The sequence below is a fragment of the Streptomyces sp. NRRL F-5727 genome (genome assembly GCF_000719555.1).
Lineage (GTDB): Bacteria > Actinomycetota > Actinomycetes > Streptomycetales > Streptomycetaceae > Streptomyces.
In genome coordinates this window covers 136,574-157,907 of sequence record NZ_JOGX01000003.1, presented here as the reverse complement: position 1 = coordinate 157,907, position 21,334 = coordinate 136,574, and the positions used below count along the sequence as shown (strand labels likewise).

The window sequence follows — 21,334 nt, the reverse complement described above, 5'->3', positions numbered from 1 at the left end:
AGTGACGACACCCACCGCCCCGCGCCTCGGCACCGCCCTGACCCGGCTGCTCGTCCTCGCGGCCGCGCTCCTGGGCGTGCTCCTCGCCGGCGCCGCCCCCGCCTCCGCGCACGCGGCCCTGACCGGGAGCGACCCGAAGGACGGGGCGGTGGTCGCCACCGCCCCCGAGGAGGTCGGCCTCACCTTCTCGGAACAGGTCGCGATGAGCGCCGACTCGATCCGGGTCCTCGACCCCTCGGGCCGGCGCGCCGACACCGGCGAGATCATCGACCTGTGCAGCGGCGCCGTCGTCAAGTACGGCGTGGCCCTGCGGGCCGGTCTGCCGGACGGCACCTACACCGTCGCCTGGCAGACCGTCTCCGCCGACAGCCACCCCATCGCCGGGGCCTTCACCTTCTCCATCGGCGCCCCCTCCGCCACCTCGGTCGCCCTGCCCGAGCAGGCGCCCGGCGGAGGGATCGTCGGCGCCCTCTACGGGATCGCGCGCTATCTGTCGTACGCGGGCTTCGCCGTCCTCGTCGGCGGCGGCGCCTTCGTCCTGCTGTGCTGGCCGCGCGGGGCGAGCGTCCGGCCCGTCCAGCAGACCGTCGTCCGGGGCTGGCTCACCCTCACCGGCGCCACCCTGGCCATGCTGCTGCTGCGCGGCCCGTACACCGGCTCCGGGGAGCTCGCCGACGTCTTCGACCTCGCCGGGCTCCAGGCCGTGCTCCAGACCAAGACCGGGGCCGCGCTCACCTCCCGGCTGCTCCTCCTCGGGGCCGCCGCGCTCTTCGTCGCCGTCCTCTTCGGCGCCTACGCCCGGCGCACCGACCCGAAGGAGCGCAAGGACCTCGCCTTCGGCCTGGGCCTCGGCGGCACCGTGGTCGCCGCGGGCATCGCCGGCACCTGGGCGCTGGCCGAGCACGCCTCCACCGGCATCCAGCCGGGCATCGCCATGCCCGTCGACATCCTGCACCTGCTCGCCGTCGCCGCCTGGCTCGGCGGGCTCACCACCCTGCTGGTCGCCCTCTACCGGGCCCCCTCGGTGGAGCGCGCGGCGGTCGAGCGCTTCTCCCGCGTCGCCTTCTCCTCGGTCGCCGTCCTGGTGGCCACCGGCCTCTACCAGTCCTGGCGCCAGGTCGGCTCCTGGTCCGCCCTCACCGGCACCCGGTACGGGCAGCTGCTGCTGGTCAAGATCGGGCTGATGGGCGTGCTCGTCGGCATCGCCTGGATCTCCCGCCGCTGGACCCGGCGACTCGCGGAACGACCCGCCGGAGCGGGGACGACCCCCCAGGCGGAAGCGGACTCGGCCACCGCCGCGGACTCCGAGACGGATCCGGACACCGGCGAAGAGGAGCCTGAGGAGCAGGGCCCGCGGGAGGCGCCGGACCCCGAGCGGGCCGCCCAGCTCGCGCGGCAGCGCGCCGCCATGGCCACCGCCCGGCGGAAGAAGGCGCGGGACGCCGACCCCGAGCGGACCGGACTGCGCCGCTCGGTGCTGACCGAGGCCGCCGTGGCCGTCGTCCTGCTCGCCGTGACCACCGTCCTCACCTCCACCGAACCCGGCCGCACCGAGCAGGAGGCCGCCCGCGCCGGCGGCACGACCGCCGGCTCCGCCGCGGTCCCCGACCGGCCGGTGGACATCCGGCTGCCCTTCGACACCGGCGGCGTGGACGGCCAGGGCGTCGTCCGGATCGGCCTCGACCCGGGCCGCACCGGTGCCAACGCGCTGCACCTCTTCGTGGAGCGCCCCGACGGCAAGCCGCTGGACGTCCCCGAGATCAAGGTGAACCTCACCCTGGAGGAGAAGGGCGTCGGCCCGCTGCCCGTCGCCCCGGACCGGATCCAGGCCGGCCACTGGAGCGCGAGCGGCGTGCAGCTCCCGCTGCCCGGCGAATGGCGCGTCCAGGTGACGGTGCGCACCTCCGAGATCGACCAGACCACCATCGAGAAGAACATCAAGATCGGCTGAGTGCCCGTGAACAACCCCGTGACCGGCCCCGCGTCCGGCAACGCCTCCACCGCCGCGACCGACGACGGCCACCTCGACATCTCCCGGCGCCGACTGCTCGGCACCGTCGGCGCCGCGGGCGCGGCCGGCCTCGTCATCGGCGCCGCCGGCGGTGCCGGGATCGCGTCGGCCGTCTCCGGGGACGACTCCGCGCCCGGTGCCGGCGGCTCCCCGGCCCTCACCACGGTGGGGGCCACCGAGGTGGCGTTCCACGGGCGCCACCAGCCCGGCATCACCACCCCGCTCCAGTCGCGCGGCCATCTGGTCGCCTTCGACCTCGCGCCGGGCGCCGGCCGCAAGGAGGCCGCCGCGCTGCTCCGCCGCTGGTCGGCGACGGCGCGGACGCTGATGGCGGGCGAGGCGCCGTCCGGGGACACCGGGATCGCGCTGGACGCGGGTCCGTCCTCCCTCACCGTCACCTTCGGTTTCGGCCGCACCTTCTTCGACCGGACGGGGCTGACCGCCCGCCGTCCGACGCAGCTGGACCCGCTGCCCGCCTTCTCCTCCGACGCGGTCGACCCCAAGCGCTCGGAGGGCGATCTGTGGGTGCAGATCGGGGCGGACGACGCCCTGGTCGCCTTCCACGCGCTGCGCGCGCTCCAGAAGGACGCCGGGGACGCGGCCCGGGTGCGCTGGCAGATGAACGGCTTCAACCGCTCCGCCGGGGCGACCGCCCGCCCGATGACGGCCCGGAACCTGATGGGCCAGGTCGACGGCACCAACAACCCGAAGCCCACCGACCCCGACTTCGACCGGCGGATCTTCGTCCCGGCCGGGGCCACCGGCGCCCAGGACTGGATGGCCGGCGGCTCGTACGCGGTCGTGCGGCGGATCCGGATGCTCCTGGACGACTGGGAGGGGCTGTCGCCGGAGAAGCAGGAGCGGGTCATCGGCCGCCGCAAGGCGGACGGGGCGCCGCTGTCCGGCGGTTCGGAGACGACCCCGCTGGACCTGGACAAGCGGGGCCCGGACGGGAGGCTCGCCATCCCCGACAACGCCCACGCCCGGATCTCCGCCCCCGAACAGAACGGCGGTGCGGCGATGCTGCGCCGGCCCTTCTCCTTCCACGACGGGATCGGCGCGGACGGCACCCCGGACGCCGGACTCCTCTTCGTCTGCTGGCAGGCCGATCCGCTGCGCGGCTTCGTGCCGGTGCAGCGCAAGCTCGACCGGGGCGACGCGCTGTCCGCGTTCATCCGGCACGAGTCGAGCGGGCTCTTCGCCGCGCCGGGCGGGGCCGCCGAGGGCGAGTACGTCGGCCAGCGGCTGCTGGAGGGCTGAGCCCCGCGGCGGACCGGGGAGCTGGGCCGCCGCCCGTGTGAGAGCCGAGACGAGACGGGCGCCGGCACCGGGGCGCATTAGGGTGACGGTATGTCCGCCACCCGGTACACCTACCTCGGCCCCGAAGGCACGTTCACGGAGGCCGCGCTGCGGAGCCTGCCCGAGGCGGCCACGCGGGAGCTCGTCCCCATGGTCTCCGTCCCGGCCGCGCTCGACGCCGTGCGGAACGGGGAGGCGGCCGCCGCGCTCGTGCCGATCGAGAACTCGGTCGAGGGCGGGGTGACGGCGACCCTCGACGAGCTGGCCTCGGGCGAGCCGCTGATGATCTACCGCGAGGTGCTGCTCCCGATCACCTTCGCGCTGCTGGTGCGCCCCGGGACCGCGCTGTCGGACATCAAGACGGTGACGGGCCACCCGGTGGCCCAGCCGCAGGTGCGCAACTGGCTGCGCAAGCACCTCCCGGAGGCGGCGTGGGAGTCGGCCGCGTCGAACGCGGACGGGGCCCGGCTGGTGCAGGAGGGCCGGTTCGACGCGGCCTTCGCGGGCGAGTTCGCGGCGACGACGTACGGCCTGGAGGCACTGGTCAAGGAGATCCACGACGCGGAGAACGCGGAGACGCGGTTCGTGCTCGTGGGCCGGCCGGCCCGGCCGGCGGCGCCGACCGGCGCGGACAAGACCTCGGTGGTGCTGTGGCTGGGTGACGATCATCCGGGTGCCCTTCTGGAACTCCTCCAGGAGTTCGCGGTGCGTGGGGTGAACCTGATGCTGATCCAGTCCCGGCCGACGGGGGCGGGGATCGGGAACTACTGCTTCGCCGTGGACGCCGAGGGCCATGTCTCGGACCGGCGGGTCGGCGAGGCGCTGATGGGTCTGAAGCGGATCTGTCCGCAGGTGCGCTTCCTCGGCTCGTATCCGCGGGCGGGCGCTTCCCGCGCGGACGTCAGGCCGCTGCGGCGGGGGACCTCGGACGAGGAGTTCACGGCTGCCTCCGACTGGCTGGCGAGGGCCCAGGACGGCAGGGCCTGACCGCGATACTGACCGAGCGGCGCGGATCGTGCGTCCGGTCGTCCACAGGTAGGCATCATTAGTCCTACCTGCATACTTTTCGCTTTCTCCCCACGGTTATCCACAGGCTTGGTCCGCAGGCTGGGGACAAGTCGACACCCGCCTCCGACAAGGTCGACAAATCGGCCCCATCACCCCTCGCGCGGATGCCCTCCGTCCACAGAACCCACAGCGCCCCACGTCAGAGCGGGCCCCCGGCACTCACCCTCCGGGGCGAGCGATTCCCCTCGAAATGAGTGCGTGAATCGTGTTTGATCACGCAATTCGGAGGTGGCGGGGCGGGAATCCACAGAAGTTCCGCACACCCTGTGGATAACTCGATTCCCTGGATTTCCGAAGACCGTCAATTCGGGCATACCAACACGCGCCCGCATATCCGGTGGGGTCGCGCGAGTGCGCACCGGTAGCCTGGTGGGGTGATTGACCTTCGCCTGCTCCGTGAGGACCCCGACCGTGTTCGCGCCTCCCAGCGCGCCCGTGGAGAGGACGTCGGCCTCGTCGACGCCCTGCTCTCCGCCGATGAGCGGCGCAGGTCGTCCGGCGTCCGCTTCGACGAGCTCCGTTCCGAGCAGAAGGCGCTCGGCAAGCTGATCCCCAGGGCCACCCCGGAGGAGCGCGCCGAGCTCCTCCAGCGCGCCGAGCAGCTCAAGACCGACGTCAAGGCCGCCGAGGCCGAGCAGAACGAGGCCGACGAGACGGCCCGTACGCTCCTCCTCCAGCTCGGCAACATCGTCCACCAGGACGTGCCGGTCGGCGGCGAGGAGGACTTCGTCGTCCTGGAGACGCACGGGACCATCCGCGACTTCGCGGCCGAGGGCTTCGAGCCCAAGGACCACCTGGAGTTGGGCGAGGCGCTCGGCGCCATCGACGTCGAGCGGGGCGCCAAGGTCTCCGGCTCGCGCTTCTACTACCTGACCGGCGTCGGCGCCCTCCTGGAGCTCGCCCTGGTCAACGCGGCCATCGCGCAGGCCACCGAGGCCGGCTTCATCCCGATGCTCACCCCCGCGCTGGTCCGCCCGCGCGCCATGGAGGGCACCGGCTTCCTCGGCCAGGCCGCGGAGAACGTGTACCACCTGGAGAAGGACGACTACTACCTGGTCGGCACCTCCGAGGTCCCGCTCGCCGCGTACCACATGGACGAGATCATCGACGCCGACAAGCTGCCGCTGCGGTACGCGGGCTTCTCGCCCTGCTTCCGCCGCGAGGCCGGCACGTACGGCAAGGACACCCGCGGCATCTTCCGCGTCCACCAGTTCGACAAGGTCGAGATGTTCTCGTACGTCGCGCCCGAGGACGCGGAGAACGAGCACAAGCGGCTCCTGGACTGGGAGAAGCAGTGGCTCACCTCCCTGGAGCTGCCCTTCCAGGTGATCGACGTCGCCACCGGTGACCTCGGCGCCTCGGCCTCCCGCAAGTTCGACTGCGAGGCGTGGATCCCCACCCAGGGCAAGTACCGCGAGCTGACCTCGGCCTCCAACTGCGACGGCTTCCAGGCCCGCCGGCTCTCCGTCCGCATGCGCGACGAGCAGGGCGGCAAGAAGACCGTCCAGCCGCTCGCCACGCTGAACGGCACGCTGTGCGCCGTTCCGCGCACCATCGTCGCCATCCTGGAGAACCACCAGCTCGCCGACGGTTCGGTGCGCGTCCCGGAGGTCCTCCGGCCGTACCTGGGCGGGCGCGAGGTCCTGGAGCCGATCGCCAAGTGAGCCCCTTCCCCTACCGCCTGGTCGCGACGGACCTCGACGGCACGCTGCTGCGGGCCGACGAGTCCGTCTCGGCCCGTACGCGGGACGCCCTCGCCGCCGTCACGGCGGCGGGCGCCGCGCACATCGTCGTCACCGGCCGGGCGGTGCCCTGGACCCGGCACATCCTCGACGACCTCGGCTACCAGGGGATCGCGGTGTGCGGACAGGGCGCGCAGGTCTACCACGCCGGCGAGCACCGGCTGCTGACCTCCCTGACGCTGGACCGGCAGCTCGCCGGGCTCGCCCTCTCCAAGATCGAGGCGGAGGTCGGCCCGCTGGCGCTGGCCGCCAGCCGGGACGGTCTGGAGGGCGAGGTCCTGATGGGCCCCGGCTACCGGGCGCATGAGGGTCCGCTGCCGTACGTGCCGTACGAGGATCCGGCCGAGCTGTGGGCGGCCCCGCTCACCAAGCTCTACATCCAGCACCCGGCGATGACCGACGACGAGCTGACCGCGGTCGCGCGGACCACCGTCGGCGGTCTGGTCGACGTGGTCATGGCGGGCCCGGGGATCGTGGAGATCCTGCCGCTCGGGCTGAGCAAGGCCACCGGCCTCTCGCTGGCGGCGCGCCGGCTCGGGGTCAAGGCCGCGGACACCATCGCCTTCGGCGACATGCCCAACGACATCCCGATGTTCGGCTGGGCCGCGCACGGGGTCGCGATGGGCAACGCGCACGAGGAGCTGCGGGCGGTCGCGGACGAGGTGACGGCCTCCAACGAGGAGGACGGCATCGCGCTGGTCCTGGAGCGTCTGCTGGCGGCCTGAGCCGTCCGGAGGTTCCGTGCGAAGGCCCGCTCCCGAGGGGAGCGGGCCTTCGTCGGTCGCGGCCCGCGCGGATCCGTGGATCCGCGCGCTCGAAGCGGCCGCCACCGGGGGATCCCCCGTGTCCCCCGCACAACTAGTGTGCGCCGGGCCGCTGTTCGGGTGCGACCGGTTTTTCGTGCGGCGGATGCCGGGTGAGCGGGTAGCAGGCCAGGCCGGTCGCGAGGGAGAGGGCGTGCCCGAGGTCGGTGTACGTACGGTCGGCGAACAGCGGCACGAGGAAGAAGGACAGCACCGCCGCGAGGTAGAGCCATCGCCGGCGCCGGGCGATCCGGTAGGTGAGGATTCCGGCGGAGGCGGCGAGGCCGTAGCTGACGCCGATGTCGACGACGTGCGCCATGCTGCGGGGCACGTCGTGGTCGCGGATCGCCAGGAGGACGACCTGCTGGCTGACGAGGGTCGCGGTGATGTGCGCGGTGGCGACGGTGAGGAGCCACCGGGCCGTGCCCAGCCAGCGCTCCACGGGGGCGTGCAGGACCTCGAAGAGCACCGCGTAGAGGAGCAGGTCCGCCGGGTCCTCGATCCAGAACGCGCTGCCGAGCAGGGCGCGGACCGGGTGGTGGGCGAGCTGGTGGAGGTTGCTGCTGTTCCGGTGGAGGAAGTACGTGTCCAGTCCCGCCGGGGACAGCGCGAGGGTGAGGCTGGTGACCGCGATGACCGCCAGCCAGAGATGCGTACCGGGTGACGAACGCACCCACGACCTGATCGGTCGGGACGGTTCGCCACCCGGGAAGGTTTCGCTCGGCACCTGTCAGTGCCTATCACCTGAGACCGCGGGTGGCCTATGAGGCCAGGCGGGACTCAGAAGTTGATCATGTGGCCGGCGATGCCGTGGACGGCTTCCTTGACGGCCTCGCCCAGGGTCGGGTGGGCGTGCACGTTCCGCGCGACCTCGTGGACGGTGAGGTCCCACTGCTGGGCCAGCGTCAGCTCGGGCAGGAGCTCGGTGACGTCCGGGCCGATCAGGTGGGCGCCGACGATCTCGCCGTACTTCGCGTCGGCGACGATCTTGACGAAGCCGGTCGAGTCGCCGAGGCCGTGCGCCTTGCCGTTCGCCATGAAGGGGAACTTGGCGACCTTGACGTCGTAGCCCTTCTCGCGGGCCTGCGCCTCGGTGTAGCCGAAGCTCGCGATCTGCGGCTGGCAGTACGTCGCGCGCGGGATCATCGCGTAGTCGAGCTCCATCGTCTCGGCGTCCGCGATGGTCTCGGCGGCGATGACGCCCATGGCCTCGGCGGTGTGCGCGAGCATCAGCTTCGCGGTGACGTCGCCGATGGCGAAGATGTTCGGCACCGAGGTGCGGCAGCGGCCGTCGACGTCGATGGCGCCGCGCTCGGTGAGGGCGACACCGGTGTTCTCCAGGCCGTAGCCGGAGACGTTCGGCGCGAAGCCGATGGCCTGCAGGACCTTGTCGGCCTCCAGGACCTTCTGCGAGCCGTCCTTGCCGGTGACCGTGACGCGGACCTGCGGGCCGGACTCGTCGATCGCGTCGACCCGGGTCGAGGTGAGGACGTCGATGCCGAGCTTGCGGTACTGCTTCGCCAGCTCCTTCGACACCTCCTCGTCCTCCAGCGGCGCCATCCGGTCGAGGAACTCGACGATGGTGACCTTGGTGCCGTAGTTGTTCAGCACGTACGCGAACTCGATGCCGATCGCGCCGGCACCCGCGATGACGATCGACTTCGGGGCGTCCTCGGCGAGGATCTGCTGCTCGTAGGAGACGACGCGGTCGCTCAGGGCGGTGCCCGGGAGCAGGCGCGGGGTGGCGCCGGTGGCGATGATGCAGTTGTCGAAGGTGATCGTCTGCGTCGTGCCGTCGGCCTTCGCGACCTGCAGGGTGTTCGCGTCGACGAACGTGCCCCGGCCGTCGAACTCCGTGATGCCGTTCTTCTTCATCAGGAAGTGGACGCCCTTGACCCGGCCGTCCGCGACCGTGCGGCTGCGGCGGTAGGCGTCGCCGTAGTCGAAGGTCACCGAACCGTCGACCTTGATGCCGAAGGTCTTCGCCTCGTGGTTGAAGATGTGCGCCAGTTCGGCGTTGCGGAGCAGCGCCTTGGTGGGGATGCAGCCGACGTTCAGGCAGACACCGCCCCAGTACTTCTCCTCGACGACCGCGACCCGCTTGCCCAGCTGGGCGGCGCGGATGGCGGCGACGTAGCCGCCGGGGCCAGCTCCGAGTACGACGACGTCGAAGCGGTCTGACATGACTGACTCCCGAAGGTGATGAGGGTGTTCGGTGCACGTACGAGCCCACAGTAGTCCGGTCACCGGGCGCTGCCTCGGTGACTGTGAGCACGTCTGTGGATTACTTGTAGGATGACTGGGCAACCGGGCGAATCGGGTAGGGAGGACGGGGCGGATGGCGGCACTGAGAGCGGCGGGACGCACCTCGCTGGTGGACTCCGCGGTGGAGCAGCTGCGGGCCCAGCTCACCGAGGGCGAGTGGGCCGTCGGCGACCGCATCCCGACCGAGCACGAGCTCGCCCAGCAGCTGGGCGTCGGCCGCAACACCGTCCGCGAGGCGATCCGGGTCCTCGTCCACGCCGGGCTCCTGGAGTCCCGGCAGGGCAACGGCACCTTCGTCCGCTCCACCGCCGACCCGGCCGCCGTGCTGCGCGGGGTCCGGCACGCGGGCGCCCGTGACGTCCTGGAGCTGCGTACCGCCCTGGAGGCGGAGGCGGCCCGGCTCGCGGCGGAGCGGCGGGACACCCATGACCTGCTGCGGCTGCGGGCCGCCCTCACGACCCTGCGCGAGGAGGGCGACCGGGACGCCGACGCGGACCTCGCCTTCCACCTCGCGGTGGTCGCCGCCACCCACAACGCCGCCTTCATCGAGGTCTACCGCTTCTTCTCGGCGCAGGTCCACGAGGTCCTGGTCGAGGCGCTCGGCGACCGCGCGATGCCGCCGGTCGACATCGACCTCCACGAGGCCCTGGTCGCCGCCGTCGAGGCCGGCGACCCGGACGGAGCCGAACACCGGGCCCGTGAGCTGCTGCGGGCCCCGGCGGAGGCGGTGGCGGCGCTGCTGGAGGAGAGCCCGGAGGCGGGCGCGTGAGGGGTACGGAGACGGGCCCCGCGCGCGTGCTGGTCGACGCCGAGGCCGACGTACGCCCCTCGGCCGCCGGGGCCGCCGCGCGGCGGGCGCTGATCGCCCATCCGGTGCTGCTGCTCGCCGGGATCGTGCTCGCCTCGCTCAACATGCGGGTCGCACTGGCGAGCGTGGCGCCGCTGGTCGGCGAGATGACCGGCGCCTTCGGCCTCTCCTCGACCGCCGGATCGCTCATCACCTCGATCCCGGTGCTCTTCCTCGGCCTCGGCGCGCTGGTCGCGCCCTGGCTGGGCCGCCGCTTCGGCGCCGAGCGGACCGTGCTCGCCGCGCTGCTGCTGCTCGCCGGCGGCATCCTGCTGCGGCTGCTGCCGTCGGTCACGGCGCTGTACGGCGGCGGAGTCCTCGTCGGCACCGCGATCGCCCTGCTCAACGTGGTGATGCCGGGCCTGATCAAGCGGGACTTCCCGGACCGGGCGGCCGCCATGACCTCCGTCTACACGGGGGCGATGGTCGCCGGTGCGACGGTCGCCGCCGCGGCCGCCGTCCCGCTGGAGGAGGCCCTCGGCGGGGGCTGGCAGGGCTCGCTCGGCTCCTGGTCGCTGCTCGCCGTGGTGGCGGCGGTGGCCTGGCTGCCGCAGGTGCTGATCGCCCGGGGCCGTACCGGTCACGAGGTACGGGCCGTCCCGGCCGCCGGCGCCGCCCCGGTGCGGGTGTGGCGCTCGGCGCTCGCCTGGCAGGTGACCCTCTTCATGGGCCTGCAGTCGCTCTGGTCGTACGTGCTGATCGCCTGGATGCCGACGATCTTCACCGACCACGGGATGAGCCGCTCCGAGGCCGGCGTGGTCTTCGCCTTCAACAACCTGATCCAGATCGCCGGGGCCTTCGCGGTGCCGCTGCTCGCGGGCCGCAGGCGCAGCCAGCGCCCGCTGGTGGCGCTGGTGACGACGCTGGTCGCGGCCGGTTACGCGGGGCTGCTCGTCGCCCCGGCCGAGGGCGCCTGGCTCTGGTCGGCGGTCCTCGGCATCGGCCAGGGCGGGGCCCTGGGGCTCGCGCTGACCCTGATCGTGCTGCGCACCAAGGACGCCCCGACGGCCGCCCGGCTCTCCGGGATGGCCCAGACGGTCGGCTATCTGATGGCCGCCGCCGGTCCCCTGGCGGCCGGCGCCCTGCACCAGGCGACCGGCTCGTGGACGCTGCCGATCTCGCTGGTGCTCGGGGTCTGCGCGGCGGCCGCGGGCGTCGGCATGCTCGCCGCCCGCGACCGTACCGTCTGACGCCGCGTCCGGGCCGGCCTACTCCTCGCCGGCCAGCGTCAGCGTGCGCAGCTTGTGGCCGGCGAACCAGGTGGCTCCGAGGGTGACGGCGATCAGGAGGACCGTCGCCGTCGGCAGCGCCACGTCGGAGCTGATCAGCCCCTCGCCGGTGACCTTCTCGGCGAGGGCGAGCGACCACTGCTGGACGCTGAGGGTGCGGGCGCCGGCGATCAGGGAGCCGAACAGCGCCTCCCAGACCAGGGCGTAGACCAGGCCGATCACCACGGCGTGCCGGCTGACCGTGCCGAGCAGCAGGAAGAGCGCGCTGTAGGCGATCGAGGCGACCAGCGCGGCGACCGTGTAGGCCACGGCGACCTGCTGTCCGTTCCCGTTCAGGATGAAGCCGGCGATCAGCGTGGGCACGGCGGAGAAGGCCATGGTCACGGCGATGGCCACGATCAGCTTGGTGGTGATGATCGTCGGCCGCTTCACCGGCTTGGAGAGCAGGTAGACGATGGAGCCGTCGTCGATCTCCGGGCCGATCGCGCCCGTGCCGGCGATGACACCGATCAGCGGCACCATCGTGGCGAGGGCGAAGCCGCCGAGGAGGTCGGCCGCGACCTGGTCGTCCGCGCCGTTGATGATGCGGACGGCTGTGGCGATGAGCAGGAGCAGGCCGGGCAGGAGGAAGAGGATCGCCGCCCGGCGGCGGCCGAGGAGGGCCCGGTAGGTGAGCCGGGCGACGGTGGGGTCGTACATCGGGATCGTGCTCCTTTCAGGCCGCGACGAGATACGAGAAGACGGATTCGAGGGACTCGTCGGACGGTGAGACCGTCAGCAGCCGGATCCCACGCGCGCGTGCGACCTGCGGCAGCAGCTCGGTGAACCGTCCGAAGTCGACGGCCTGGATCCGCAGCCCGCCCTCCACCGCGTCGACCTCGATGCCGGCCGTCGACGGGTCGGCGATCAGCGCGGCGGCGAGCGCCCGGTCGTCGCTGGAGCGGACCAGGTAGCGGTGCGGCCGGTCGGTCATCAGGCGGCGGATCCGGCGGAAGTCGCCGGAGGCGGCGTGCCGGCCGGCGACGATCACCTCGATGTGGGAGGCAAGCTGCTCGACCTCCTCCAGGATGTGCGAGGAGAACAGAACCGTGCGCCCGTCGGCGCCCATCCGCCGCAGCAGCTCCATGAGCTGCATCCGCTGGCGCGGGTCCATGCCGTTGAACGGCTCGTCCAGCAGCAGCACCGACGGCTCGTGGACGAGGGCCGAGGCCATCTTCACGCGCTGCCGCATGCCCTTGCTGTACGTGGCGATCTTCCGGTCCTGCGCGTACTCCATCTCCACGGTGGCCAGCGCCCGCTGGGCCTCCGCGGCACCGAGGCCGTGGAGCTCCGCGTTGGCCACCACGAACTCGCGGCCGGTGAGGAAGTCGTACATCGCCTCCCGCTCGGGGACGACGCCGATGGAGCGGTAGACGGACTCGTTGCGCCAGACCGGCTCGCCGTCGAGGGTGACGCTGCCCGTGGAGGGGGCGAGGAAGCCGCCCATCATGTTGATGAGCGTGGACTTCCCGGCGCCGTTCGGGCCGAGCAGGCCGGTCACGCCGGGGCCGATCGACATCGTGACGTCGTTGACCGCGACGACGTTGCCGAACCAGCGCGAGACGTGGTCGATGTGAAGGGTGCTCATGGGCGCAGCCCATTCCTTAGAGGGGTGGTGGCGGGCGACGGGAGGGCACTCACAGTCCGACCTTTCGGTAGCGGCGCATCAGGATGCCGTAGCAGGCGGCGATGAGGCCGAGGACGACGAGGAGGTAGACCACGCCGGTCCCGGCCCCGACGGGCGCCTCACCGGGGAAGGAGGCGGGAGCGCCGAGGAAGGCGTTCTGCAGGCCGATGATCAGGGTGAGGGGGGAGAAGAGGCCGAGCCAGGCGATGGCGTCGGTGTTGTCGGTGGCGTAGGAGATGCCCTGGAGGGTGGAGACGGCGCCGTAGGTGATGGTGAGGACGGCGATCACGGCGGCGACACCGAAGCCGCGGCGCGGCGTGAGCGCGGCCATGACCAGGCCGATGCCGCCGAAGAGCACCGACAGGACGGCGACGGAGACGAGCCCCTGGCCGAACATCTTGGCCTGCTCGGCGAAGTCCATCTTGGCCAGCATCGAGCCGATCCACATGATCAGCAGCGGGGTGGCGGTGAGGACGAAGAGCGCCGAGGCCATCGCCCCGTACTTGGCGAGCACGTAGTCGACCCGCTCGATGGGCCGGGAGAAGTACAGCGGCACCGTCCGGAACCTCAGGTCGCGGGAGACCGACTGAGGGGCCTGGGAGGCCAGGTAGACGGCGATGACGAGCTGGAGGTAGACCACGTACTGGGTGTACTCCATGGGGAGCTTGTCGCTCTTCAGGTACACCGCGATGGCGACGATGATCAGCGCGGGCGCGCACATCACCGCGAAGAGCAGCATCGGCAGCACCTTCGACTTGGCGCTGCGGCCCAGGCCGTACGCCCCGCGCAGGGACTGCGAGAAGAGCGAGCGGCGGGCGTAGGAGCGGCCGAGCCTGGGGCCGTCGTAGGACCGGTATCCGATGTTGTGGATCCGGGTGGTGTCGGGGGCGGCCTCGGGGGCGGGGGTGCTCATCGGGCCTTCACCTCCTCGTGCTGCGCGGCGGCCTCGGGACGGAAGACCTCGGCGATGTGGTGGCGGCGCTGCTCCATGCGGACCAGGCCGAGGCCGAGGTCGGCGACGGTGTCGCGCACCAGGTCGTACGTCTCCTCGCCGGCGGCCTCCAGGAGCAGGATGTGACCGGCACCGGGCAGGCCCTCCTCGACGCCCTCGTGGAGGGTGACGCCGGCGTCGGCGAGGGCGGCGCGGAGCGCGCCGGTGCCGTCCGGGTGCGCGTCCGAGTCGGTGACCTCGACCGCGAGGGTCGTGGTGGTGCGGGTGAAGTCGCTGGTGGAGCTGGACCGCAGCAGCTTGCCGCCGTCGATGACGACGACGTGGTCGCAGGTCCGCTCCAGCTCGCCGAGGAGGTGGGAGGTGACGAGCACGGAGATGCCGAAGTCGGTCCAGACGCGGCGGATGAGGCCGAGCATCTCGTCCCGGCCGACCGGGTCGAGGCCGTTGGTCGGCTCGTCGAGGAGGACCAGCTTGGGGTCGTGGACCAGGGCCTGGGCCAGCTTCACGCGCTGCTTCATGCCGGTCGAGTAGCCGCCGATGGGGCGGTAGCGCTCCTCGTACAGGCCCACGTGGCGCAGGGTGTCGGCCGTCCGCTCGCGGGCGGCGGTGGCCGGCAGTCCCGACATCCGCGCCATGTGGACGACGAACTCGGTGGCCGAGACGTCCGGCGGGAGGCAGTCGTGCTCGGGCATGTACCCGACGCGCTCGCGGATCTCCGGTCCGTGCGTCGAGACGTCGAGGCCCAGGACCTCGGCGCGGCCCTCCGTGGCGGGGGAGAGACCGAGCAGGATCTTGATCATCGTGGACTTGCCGGCTCCGTTGGCACCCACCAGTCCGGTCACACCGGGCCCGATGTCCAGGGAGAGCCGGTCGAGAGCGGTCACCCGGGGGAACCGCTTGCTGAGGCTTTCGGTGGCGATCACAGTCACGCTTCGACGGTAGTGGCGGGCGCCACAGCCGTCGTCAGCCCTACGGATCGAACCCTCTCCGACTTCCGGCGTACGAAACCCCGAGGCAGGTCGCGACGAAAGTCGTCGCGGCCGCGGGGCGGAGTTTTCCACAGGGCCTCGTGCACACCCCTTGACGTAGCCGCCGGGCATTGTCACATTCATCGGTGTCAAGTTACGGACGCGTAGTGCGACCGTACGCTCACACCGGGACGGCGGGTGGCATGACCTCAGCAGTGGCAAGCGAACCGACCGCGGACCTGCGGGGGTTCAGGGAAGTACAGCGGCTCTCCTACGCCTGCGCGGAAGCGGTCGCGGCCCAGCTCAAGCCGGGTGTGACCGAGCGCGAGGCGGCGCGGATGCAGCGCGAGTGGCTGCACGAGCGCGGGGTGAAGGACTGGTTCCACCGCCCGTTCGCCTGGTTCGGCGACCGCACCGCCTTCGTCGACTTCAGGATCCCGCTGCAGTTCTTCCCCACCGACCGGCGGCTGGAGGCGGGGATGCCGTTCATCCTCGACATGGCGCCCGTGTACAAGGGGTACACGGCGGACATCGGCTACAGCGGCTGCCTCGGGCTCAATCCGCTGCACGACAAGCTCCTCGCCGATCTGCGCGACCACCGCGAGCTGATCCTGCGCGAGGTGCGCGAGCGGCGCAGCCTGCGCGAGATATACGAGGACGTGGACCGGCTCATGGTCCGCCAGGGGTACGCCAACCGACACCGCGCCTACCCGTTCGGCGTGATCGCCCACAAGATCGACCGGGTGCGGGAGCGGCGCTTCGCCCCGACCCTGTTCGGCTTCGGCACCCAGTCCCTCAAGGGGCTGCTGAGCGACGCCGTGCACGGCCACCGGGACGGCTGGTCGCCGCTCTGGTCCCCGTACAAGTTCTCCGACCACCCGCCCACGCCGGGCCTCTGGGCGGTCGAGCCGCACCTCGGATTCCGGGGGACGGGCGCGAAGTTCGAGGAGATCCTGGTCGTCACCGACTCCAGGGACCCCGAGCAGAGCGCGTTCTGGCTGGACGACGACCTGCCGCACGTGCGGCGGTGGAACGAAGGAGCGGTGTGATGGCGGGCGCGGGACTGGAGGGGGCGCGGGAGCGCCGGGTCCGGACGGGCGGGATCGAGCTGTGCGTCGCCGAGCTCGGCGACGCCGACCGGCCGACGGTGGTGCTCGTGCACGGCTATCCGGACTCGAAGGAGGTCTGGTCCGAGGTCGCGGTGCGGCTCGCCGAGGAGTTCCACGTCGTGCTGTACGACGTGCGCGGCCACGGCCGTTCGACGGCGCCGACGCCGCTGCGGGGCGGCTTCACGCTGGAGAAGCTGACCGACGACTTCCTGGCCGTCGCCGACGCGGTCAGTCCGGACCGGCCGGTCCACCTCGTCGGGCACGACTGGGGTTCGGTGCAGTCGTGGGAGTTCGTCACCGTGGAGCGCACCGAGGGCCGGATCGCCTCCTTCACCTCCATGTCGGGGCCCTCGCTCGACCACTTCGGGCACTGGATCAAGAGCCGGATGACCCGCCCCACCCCGCGCCGGGTCGGGCAGCTCCTCGGACAGGGCGCCAAGTCCTGGTACGTGTACATGCTGCACACCCCGGTCCTGCCGGAGCTCGCCTGGCGCGGCCCGCTCGGCAAGCGCTGGCCGAAGCTCCTGGAGCGGGTGGAGGGGATCCCGTCCGGCGTCTACCCGACGCCCTCGCTGCCCGGCGACGCCGCCCACGGGGCCTGGCTCTACCGGGACAACATCCGGGCCCGCCTCTCCCGGCCGCGCCCCGACGCCTTCGCGCACGTGCCCGTGCAGCTGATCACGCCGACCGGGGACGCCTTCCTCTCCGAGCGGCTCTACGACGACCTGGCCGCCTGGGTGCCGGAGCTGACCCGGCGCACCCTCCCGGCCAAGCACTGGGTGCCGCGCACCCGGCCGGACCAACTGGCCGCGTGGATCACGGACTTCGTCCGCACCCACGAGGAACCGGAGACGCGGGCGCCGCGGCCGGTGGCGGAGACGGCGGCGAAGAGCGGGGTGCGGCCGGAGTACGCGGAGCGGTTCGGCGGGCAGCTGGTGCTGGTCACCGGCGCCGCCAGCGGCATCGGCCGGGCCACCGCCTTCGCCTTCGCGGAGGCCGGGGCCCGGGTGGTCGCGGTGGACCGGGACGGCGAGGGCGCGGCCCGGACGGCGGAGATGGCGCGGCTGATCGGGGCCCCGGACGCCTGGGGCGAGACGGTGGACGTCTCCGACGAGCAGGCGATGGAGAAGCTGGCCGCCAAGGTGGCCGCCGACTACGGAATCGTCGACGTCCTCGTCAACAACGCGGGGATCGGGCTCACCGGCTCCTTCTTCGAGACCACCAGCGAGGAGTGGAAGCGGGTCCTGGACGTCAATCTGTGGGGCGTGATCCACGGCTGCCGGATATTCGGCGCGCAGATGGCCGCCCGCGGCCAGGGCGGCCACATCGTCAACACCGCCTCGGCAGCGGCCTTCCAGCCCTCACGGGCACTGCCGGCGTACAGCACCTCGAAGGCGGCGGTGCTGATGCTGAGCGAGTGCCTGCGGGCCGAACTGGCCGGGCAGTCCATCGGGGTGAGCGCGATCTGCCCGGGGATCGTGAACACCAACATCACGGCCACCGCCCGGTTCGCCGGGGTCACGGACGCGGCGGAGGAGAAGCGCCGGCAGCGGAAGGCGTCACGGCTGTACGGGCTGCGCAACTACCCGCCGGAGAAGGTCGCGGACGCGATCCTGGGGGCGGTGCTGCACGACCGGGCGGTCGTGCCGGTCACCCCGGAGGCACGGAGCGCCCACGCCCTCTCCCGGCTGGCCCCCGGCGCCCTGCGCGCCCTGGCCCGCTGGCAGCCGCCGGCGTAGCGGGCGGACCCGTCCGTCCGTCCGTCGGTCCGTCCGGGCCGGGTCGCCCGCCGGGTCCCCGGGCGTCCGTCCGGGGGCCGGGGCGGGCGGACGGTCGTACGATCCCTCGCAGGAGGGGCCCCGTGCGGGGTGGAGCGATCGGTCGGTGGGAGCGGGTTTGTCCGAGCAGTCAGCAGTGCGACCGGAGTACCGGATCGAGGATCTCGCCCATCACAGCGGGGCCACGGTCCGGACCATCCGCGCCTACCAGGACCGCGGTCTGCTGCCCCGCCCGGAGCGCCGGGGCAGGTCGAACGTGTACGGGGACAGCCATCTGGCCCGGCTGCGCCAGATCGCGGACCTGCTGGACCGGGGCTACACGCTGGCGTCGATCAAGGAGCTGCTCGACGCCTGGGACACCGGCCGGGGACTGGGCGGGGTGCTCGGGCTCGTCGCCGAGGTGCAGGGGCCGTGGACCGACGAGGAGGCGGCCCGGATCACCCGCGCGGAGCTGGACGCCCGCTTCGGAGGAACCCCCGACGAGGAGGCGGTCCGGGAGGCCGTCGAGCTCGGGGTGCTGGAGCGGATCCCGGGCCGGGACACCGAGGAGTACCTGGTACCGAGCCCCCAAGAGCTGGCGGTGGCCGTGGAGTTGCACGCGGCGGGAGTGCCGCTGTCGGCGATCACCGGGCACCTGAGGGAACTTCGGGAGCAGGTCGAGCACATGGCGGGCCGTTTCCTGGAGTTCACCACCGAGCACGTCTTCGCCCGCTATCTGGAGCACCGGCCGCCGACGGACTCCGACGCGGCCGAGGCGGCGGCGATGGTCCGACGGCTCCGGCCGCTCGCGCAGCAGACCGTGGACGCCGAACTCGCCCGCGCCATGCGGATCCTGGCGACCCGTCACCTCCAGCTCCACCTCTCCCCCGAGCCGCCCCCGGTCAGGGACGACGAGCCGCGCCCGGTGCAGATTCCGGCCGGGACGATCAGGGCCGTACAGGCGCTGGTTGGCGCGGAGGGGGTCGCGGCGTTCGTGACGGCGGCCACCGAACGTGAGCTCAACAAAAGGACATTGGACTCATTGACGATAAATGGCGCTAATTCCCCCAGGGTTCACTAAACCATTTGATTCTTCAGGGGAGTTGTCCACAGAATCGCCAACTGGCCTGTGGATAAACCACTTTGCTTGTGGATCAAACCTGGAGGGAAAAGAACGATGGACGAACGTCGCACGGTGAAGGTGTCGAAGTACCTGTCGAAGCATCTGCGGCATCAGCCCGAGCGGATCGGACTGACGCTGGACGAGCACGGCTGGACCGAGATCGACGCGCTGCTCGCCGCCACGGCCGCGCACGGCTTCCCGATCACCCGCGCGGAGCTGGACCACGTGGTCGCCACCAACGACAAGAAGCGGTTCGCCGTCGAGGGCACCAGGATCCGGGCCAGCCAGGGCCACACGATCACGGTCGACCTGGACCTGCCGGCCGCCGAACCGCCCGCGTACCTGTACCACGGTACGGTCGCCGACCGGCTTCCCGCGATCCGGGCGGAGGGGCTGCGGCCCATGGCCCGCCACGACGTGCACCTCTCCCCCGACCGCGAGACGGCCACCCGGGTCGGGGCGAGACGCGGCCGGCCGGTGGTGCTCAGCGTGGACGCCGGGGCGATGCACCGGGCGGGCCACGAGTTCCGGGTGAGCGCGAACGGGGTCTGGCTGACCGCGGCCGTGCCGGCGGAGTTCATCCGCTTCCCGGGGTGACGGAGGCCCCGGCACGCTCCCGCCCCTGAGGCATGATCGGGTCATGTCTCTTCCGCACCTGCCCAGCACCCAGGCCGCCGTCAACGCCGTCCGCGCGCTCGCCGAGGAGTTCCACCTGGAGATGACGGTCAGCGACGACATCGGCGCGGACCAGACCTCCCGCCGTACGTCCGCCGGTGCCTTCGAGGTGTTCGACGCCGACGGATCGCTGCCGCACGAGGCGTTCGTCGAGCTCGGCGGTTCCCCGTACCTCTCCGTGCAGCTCTACCCCGAGGACGACGCCCGGATCACCGTCGACGGCGTGGAGTTCGCCGATGTGCCGAGGGACGCCGTCCCCGGCTTCGTCCGGGCGATCCACACCGGCCTGGCGCATGTGAAGGGACGGTTCTTCCCGCCCGGACAGTGGCTGATCGTCCCCGTGCCCGGCGGCGAGACCTACAAGGAACTCGTGCCGATGATGACGCTCACCCCGTGGCTGAGCAGCCGCGTCCGCTGACCCGACCACACCCGCTGAGCGGCCGCGCCCGCTGACCCGACCGCTCGCCCCGCTCGCCCCGCTCGCCCCGCTCGCACAGCCCGCACCTTTCGGACCCGGACCGCTCGGCCCGGGGGTCAGCCGAGCCGGCCGAGGGCCTCCGTGGCGATGGTCTCGAAGACGGACCGGTCGGCGGCGAAGACCGAGTCCTCGATCGGCCAGTGGATGACGATCTCGGTGAAGCCCAGGTCGCGGTAGGCACCGGCGAAGTCCACGAACCGCTCCAGGGAGTCGAGCACCGTGTTCTTCTCCGGGGTGAAGCCGGTGAGCAGGACCTTGTCGAGCTCGTCCACGTCCCGGCCGATGTCCGCGCACGCCTTGCCGAGCCGCTCGATCTGGCCGCGCAGCGCCTCCACGGACTGCTCCGCCGTGCCCGTCTCGTACAGCTTGGGGTCGCCGGTGGTCACCCACGCCTGCCCGTGCCGGGCGGCGAGCCGCATGCCGCGCGGGCCGGTCGCCGCGACCGCGAACGGCAGCCGGGGGCGCTGCACACAGCCGGGGATGTTGCGGGCCTCGTCGGCCGAATAGAACGTGCCGCTCTCCGTCACGACGTCCTCGGTGAGCAGTCGGTCGAGCAGCGGGACGAACTCGGCGAAGCGGTCCGCCCGCTCCTTCGGCGTCCACCGTTCCTGACCGAGCGTGGTGGCGTCGAAGCCGTCGCCGCCGGCGCCGATGCCGAGGGTGACCCGGCCGCCGGAGACGTCGTCGAGCGAGATGAGCTCCTTGGCCAGCGTCACCGGGTGGCGGAAGTTGGGCGAGGTGACGAGGGTGCCCAGGCGCAGCCGGTCCGTGGCGGCCGCGGCGGCGGTGAGGGTGGGCAGGGCGCCGAACCACGGGCCGTCCCGGAAGCTGCGCCAGGACAGGTGGTCGTAGGTGTACGCGGCGTGGAAGCCGAGCTCCTCGGCCCGCTGCCAGGTGGCGCGGCCCCCCTCGTGCCAACGGTCGACGGGCAGGATCACGGTGCTCAGACGCAGGCTCATGCCCCGAGCGTACGTCGGAACGCCCCGCGCCCCCTTTCGCACGCAAGCCCCCGCACGCACGCAAGCCGCCTCCCGCACGCGCGCAAGCCCCCTCCCGCACGCGCGCCCCCGCCCGACCGGCCGGCGGCTCCCTCAGAAGTCCGGCCGGCCCGCTGCGCGGAGACCCGGCCGAGGCCGCGGTGCCCGGCACCGGAGACGTACAGCTCGTAGTTCCGGCGGTCCTCGGTGCCGCGCCGCCGCTCCACCAGGCCCCTCTGCTCCAGGCTGTCGACGAGGGCGACGACGCGGCCCGGCACCACGCTCAGGCCCGCGGCGAGCGAGTGCCGGCCGCGGCCCGGATCGGACGGACCCGCCCGGGGAGGAGGCGCCGCCACTCAAATGTG

20 protein-coding genes are annotated in these 21,334 nt (G+C 72.4%); 12 read left to right on the top strand and 8 right to left on the bottom strand.

The genetic code is table 11. The features are described 5' to 3' along the window. The first annotated feature begins 1 nt into the window (after position 1). The 5 genes from IF73_RS0103375 to IF73_RS0103355 all read left to right on the top strand — a co-directional run bounded on the left by IF73_RS0103375 (position 2) and on the right by IF73_RS0103355 (position 6,845). Positions 2-1,951, top strand: coding sequence for a copper resistance protein CopC (locus tag IF73_RS0103375; RefSeq protein ID WP_031003232.1), 1,950 nt, complete (start codon positions 2-4; stop codon positions 1,949-1,951). An 18-nt stretch (positions 1,952-1,969) separates the two neighbouring features. Continuing rightward, positions 1,970-3,271 carry an iron uptake transporter deferrochelatase/peroxidase subunit gene (gene efeB, locus IF73_RS38500; RefSeq protein WP_031003230.1) on the top strand — a complete coding sequence of 434 codons (1,302 nt, stop codon included), beginning with the start codon at positions 1,970-1,972 and terminating at the stop codon, positions 3,269-3,271. 90 nt (positions 3,272-3,361) lie between these two features. Then, a complete protein-coding gene (gene pheA, locus IF73_RS0103365; protein ID WP_031003227.1) occupies positions 3,362-4,297 on the top strand; it encodes a prephenate dehydratase in 936 nt (311 codons plus the stop codon). Positions 4,298-4,752: 455 nt separating this feature from the next. After that, positions 4,753-6,042 carry a serine--tRNA ligase gene (serS, locus tag IF73_RS0103360; RefSeq protein WP_031003225.1) on the top strand — a complete coding sequence of 430 codons (1,290 nt, stop codon included), beginning with the start codon at positions 4,753-4,755 and terminating at the stop codon, positions 6,040-6,042. Further along, positions 6,039-6,845 carry an HAD family hydrolase gene (locus tag IF73_RS0103355; protein WP_031003224.1) on the top strand — a complete coding sequence of 269 codons (807 nt, stop codon included), beginning with the start codon at positions 6,039-6,041 and terminating at the stop codon, positions 6,843-6,845. The genes serS and IF73_RS0103355 overlap by 4 nt, the downstream gene beginning before the upstream one ends. Positions 6,846-6,978: 133 nt before the next feature. Here the strand turns inward: IF73_RS0103355 and IF73_RS0103350 are convergent, their stop codons facing one another. Both IF73_RS0103350 and lpdA read right to left on the bottom strand, forming a co-directional pair. Next, complete coding sequence (locus tag IF73_RS0103350; protein WP_420706534.1) at positions 6,979-7,596, bottom strand: rhomboid-like protein; 618 nt, start codon at positions 7,594-7,596, stop codon at positions 6,979-6,981. A gap of 107 nt (positions 7,597-7,703) precedes the next feature. Then, the gene (gene lpdA / locus IF73_RS0103345) at positions 7,704-9,107 is read right to left on the bottom strand and encodes a dihydrolipoyl dehydrogenase (protein WP_031003220.1); all 1,404 of its coding nucleotides are present in this window, start codon (positions 9,105-9,107) and stop codon (positions 7,704-7,706) included. 154 nt (positions 9,108-9,261) lie between these two features. On the opposite strand from lpdA, the gene IF73_RS0103340 reads away from it, so the two are divergent. Both IF73_RS0103340 and IF73_RS0103335 read left to right on the top strand, forming a co-directional pair. Then, the gene (locus tag IF73_RS0103340; protein ID WP_031003218.1) at positions 9,262-9,957 is read left to right on the top strand and encodes a FadR/GntR family transcriptional regulator; all 696 of its coding nucleotides are present in this window, start codon (positions 9,262-9,264) and stop codon (positions 9,955-9,957) included. After that, a complete protein-coding gene (locus IF73_RS0103335; protein WP_031003217.1) occupies positions 9,954-11,225 on the top strand; it encodes a CynX/NimT family MFS transporter in 1,272 nt (423 codons plus the stop codon). Before IF73_RS0103340 ends, IF73_RS0103335 begins: the two co-directional genes overlap by 4 nt. An 18-nt stretch (positions 11,226-11,243) precedes the next feature. Here the strand turns inward: IF73_RS0103335 and IF73_RS0103330 are convergent, their stop codons facing one another. From IF73_RS0103330 to IF73_RS0103315, 4 genes are read right to left on the bottom strand one after another with little or no spacing between them, the layout of a single operon-like run. Further along, entirely contained in the window at positions 11,244-11,963 is a 720-nt protein-coding gene (locus IF73_RS0103330; protein WP_031003215.1) for an ABC transporter permease subunit, read from the bottom strand. 16 nt (positions 11,964-11,979) lie between these two features. Then, the gene (locus IF73_RS0103325; protein WP_031003213.1) at positions 11,980-12,891 is read right to left on the bottom strand and encodes an ABC transporter ATP-binding protein; all 912 of its coding nucleotides are present in this window, start codon (positions 12,889-12,891) and stop codon (positions 11,980-11,982) included. Between the two features lie 49 nt (positions 12,892-12,940). Next, positions 12,941-13,843: an ABC transporter permease gene (locus tag IF73_RS0103320; protein ID WP_031003210.1), complete on the bottom strand. Its 903-nt coding sequence runs from the start codon at positions 13,841-13,843 to the stop codon at positions 12,941-12,943. Further along, positions 13,840-14,805: an ABC transporter ATP-binding protein gene (locus IF73_RS0103315; protein ID WP_031003208.1), complete on the bottom strand. Its 966-nt coding sequence runs from the start codon at positions 14,803-14,805 to the stop codon at positions 13,840-13,842. The genes IF73_RS0103320 and IF73_RS0103315 overlap by 4 nt, the downstream gene beginning before the upstream one ends. Before the next feature lie 248 nt (positions 14,806-15,053). On the opposite strand from IF73_RS0103315, the gene IF73_RS0103310 reads away from it, so the two are divergent. The 5 genes from IF73_RS0103310 (at position 15,054) to IF73_RS0103290 (ending at position 19,932) form a co-directional block, all read left to right on the top strand. Beyond that, a complete protein-coding gene (locus tag IF73_RS0103310) occupies positions 15,054-15,899 on the top strand; it encodes a M24 family metallopeptidase (protein WP_031003206.1) in 846 nt (281 codons plus the stop codon). Then, positions 15,899-17,698: an SDR family oxidoreductase gene (locus tag IF73_RS0103305; RefSeq protein WP_031003204.1), complete on the top strand. Its 1,800-nt coding sequence runs from the start codon at positions 15,899-15,901 to the stop codon at positions 17,696-17,698. The genes IF73_RS0103310 and IF73_RS0103305 overlap by 1 nt, the downstream gene beginning before the upstream one ends. Positions 17,699-17,873: 175 nt before the next feature. Next, positions 17,874-18,797 carry a MerR family transcriptional regulator gene (locus tag IF73_RS0103300; protein WP_420706533.1) on the top strand — a complete coding sequence of 308 codons (924 nt, stop codon included), beginning with the start codon at positions 17,874-17,876 and terminating at the stop codon, positions 18,795-18,797. A gap of 96 nt (positions 18,798-18,893) precedes the next feature. After that, entirely contained in the window at positions 18,894-19,436 is a 543-nt protein-coding gene (locus tag IF73_RS0103295) for an RNA 2'-phosphotransferase (protein ID WP_031003195.1), read from the top strand. A gap of 43 nt (positions 19,437-19,479) precedes the next feature. After that, positions 19,480-19,932, top strand: a complete 453-nt coding sequence (locus IF73_RS0103290; RefSeq protein ID WP_031003193.1) for a hypothetical protein — start codon at positions 19,480-19,482, stop codon at positions 19,930-19,932. A 116-nt stretch (positions 19,933-20,048) separates the two neighbouring features. On the opposite strand, the gene IF73_RS0103285 is transcribed toward IF73_RS0103290, so the two are convergent. Both IF73_RS0103285 and IF73_RS38495 read right to left on the bottom strand, forming a co-directional pair. Further along, positions 20,049-20,951 (bottom strand): LLM class flavin-dependent oxidoreductase, encoded by a 903-nt coding sequence (locus IF73_RS0103285; RefSeq protein WP_031003191.1) that lies wholly within the window; start codon positions 20,949-20,951, stop codon positions 20,049-20,051. Then, positions 20,948-21,325: a MarR family transcriptional regulator gene (locus IF73_RS38495; RefSeq protein WP_078867918.1), complete on the bottom strand. Its 378-nt coding sequence runs from the start codon at positions 21,323-21,325 to the stop codon at positions 20,948-20,950. Before IF73_RS38495 ends, IF73_RS0103285 begins: the two co-directional genes overlap by 4 nt. Positions 21,326-21,334: the final 9 nt, after the last annotated feature.

Excerpts from the sequence above, each read along its gene's own strand:
- IF73_RS0103320 (WP_031003210.1), bottom strand. The coding sequence starts at position 13,843 with ATGAGCACCCCCGCCCCCGAGGCCGCCCCCGACACCACCCGGATCCAC.
- IF73_RS0103330 (WP_031003215.1), bottom strand. The coding sequence starts at position 11,963 with ATGTACGACCCCACCGTCGCCCGGCTCACCTACCGGGCCCTCCTCGGC.
- IF73_RS0103305 (WP_031003204.1), top strand. The coding sequence starts at position 15,899 with ATGGCGGGCGCGGGACTGGAGGGGGCGCGGGAGCGCCGGGTCCGGACG.
- IF73_RS0103295 (WP_031003195.1), top strand. The coding sequence starts at position 18,894 with ATGGACGAACGTCGCACGGTGAAGGTGTCGAAGTACCTGTCGAAGCAT.
- IF73_RS0103340 (WP_031003218.1), top strand. The coding sequence starts at position 9,262 with ATGGCGGCACTGAGAGCGGCGGGACGCACCTCGCTGGTGGACTCCGCG.
- IF73_RS0103325 (WP_031003213.1), bottom strand. The coding sequence starts at position 12,891 with ATGAGCACCCTTCACATCGACCACGTCTCGCGCTGGTTCGGCAACGTC.
- IF73_RS0103285 (WP_031003191.1), bottom strand. The coding sequence starts at position 20,951 with ATGAGCCTGCGTCTGAGCACCGTGATCCTGCCCGTCGACCGTTGGCAC.
- IF73_RS0103310 (WP_031003206.1), top strand. The coding sequence starts at position 15,054 with ATGACCTCAGCAGTGGCAAGCGAACCGACCGCGGACCTGCGGGGGTTC.
- IF73_RS0103290 (WP_031003193.1), top strand. The coding sequence starts at position 19,480 with ATGTCTCTTCCGCACCTGCCCAGCACCCAGGCCGCCGTCAACGCCGTC.
- lpdA (WP_031003220.1), bottom strand. The coding sequence starts at position 9,107 with ATGTCAGACCGCTTCGACGTCGTCGTACTCGGAGCTGGCCCCGGCGGC.
- pheA (WP_031003227.1), top strand. The coding sequence starts at position 3,362 with ATGTCCGCCACCCGGTACACCTACCTCGGCCCCGAAGGCACGTTCACG.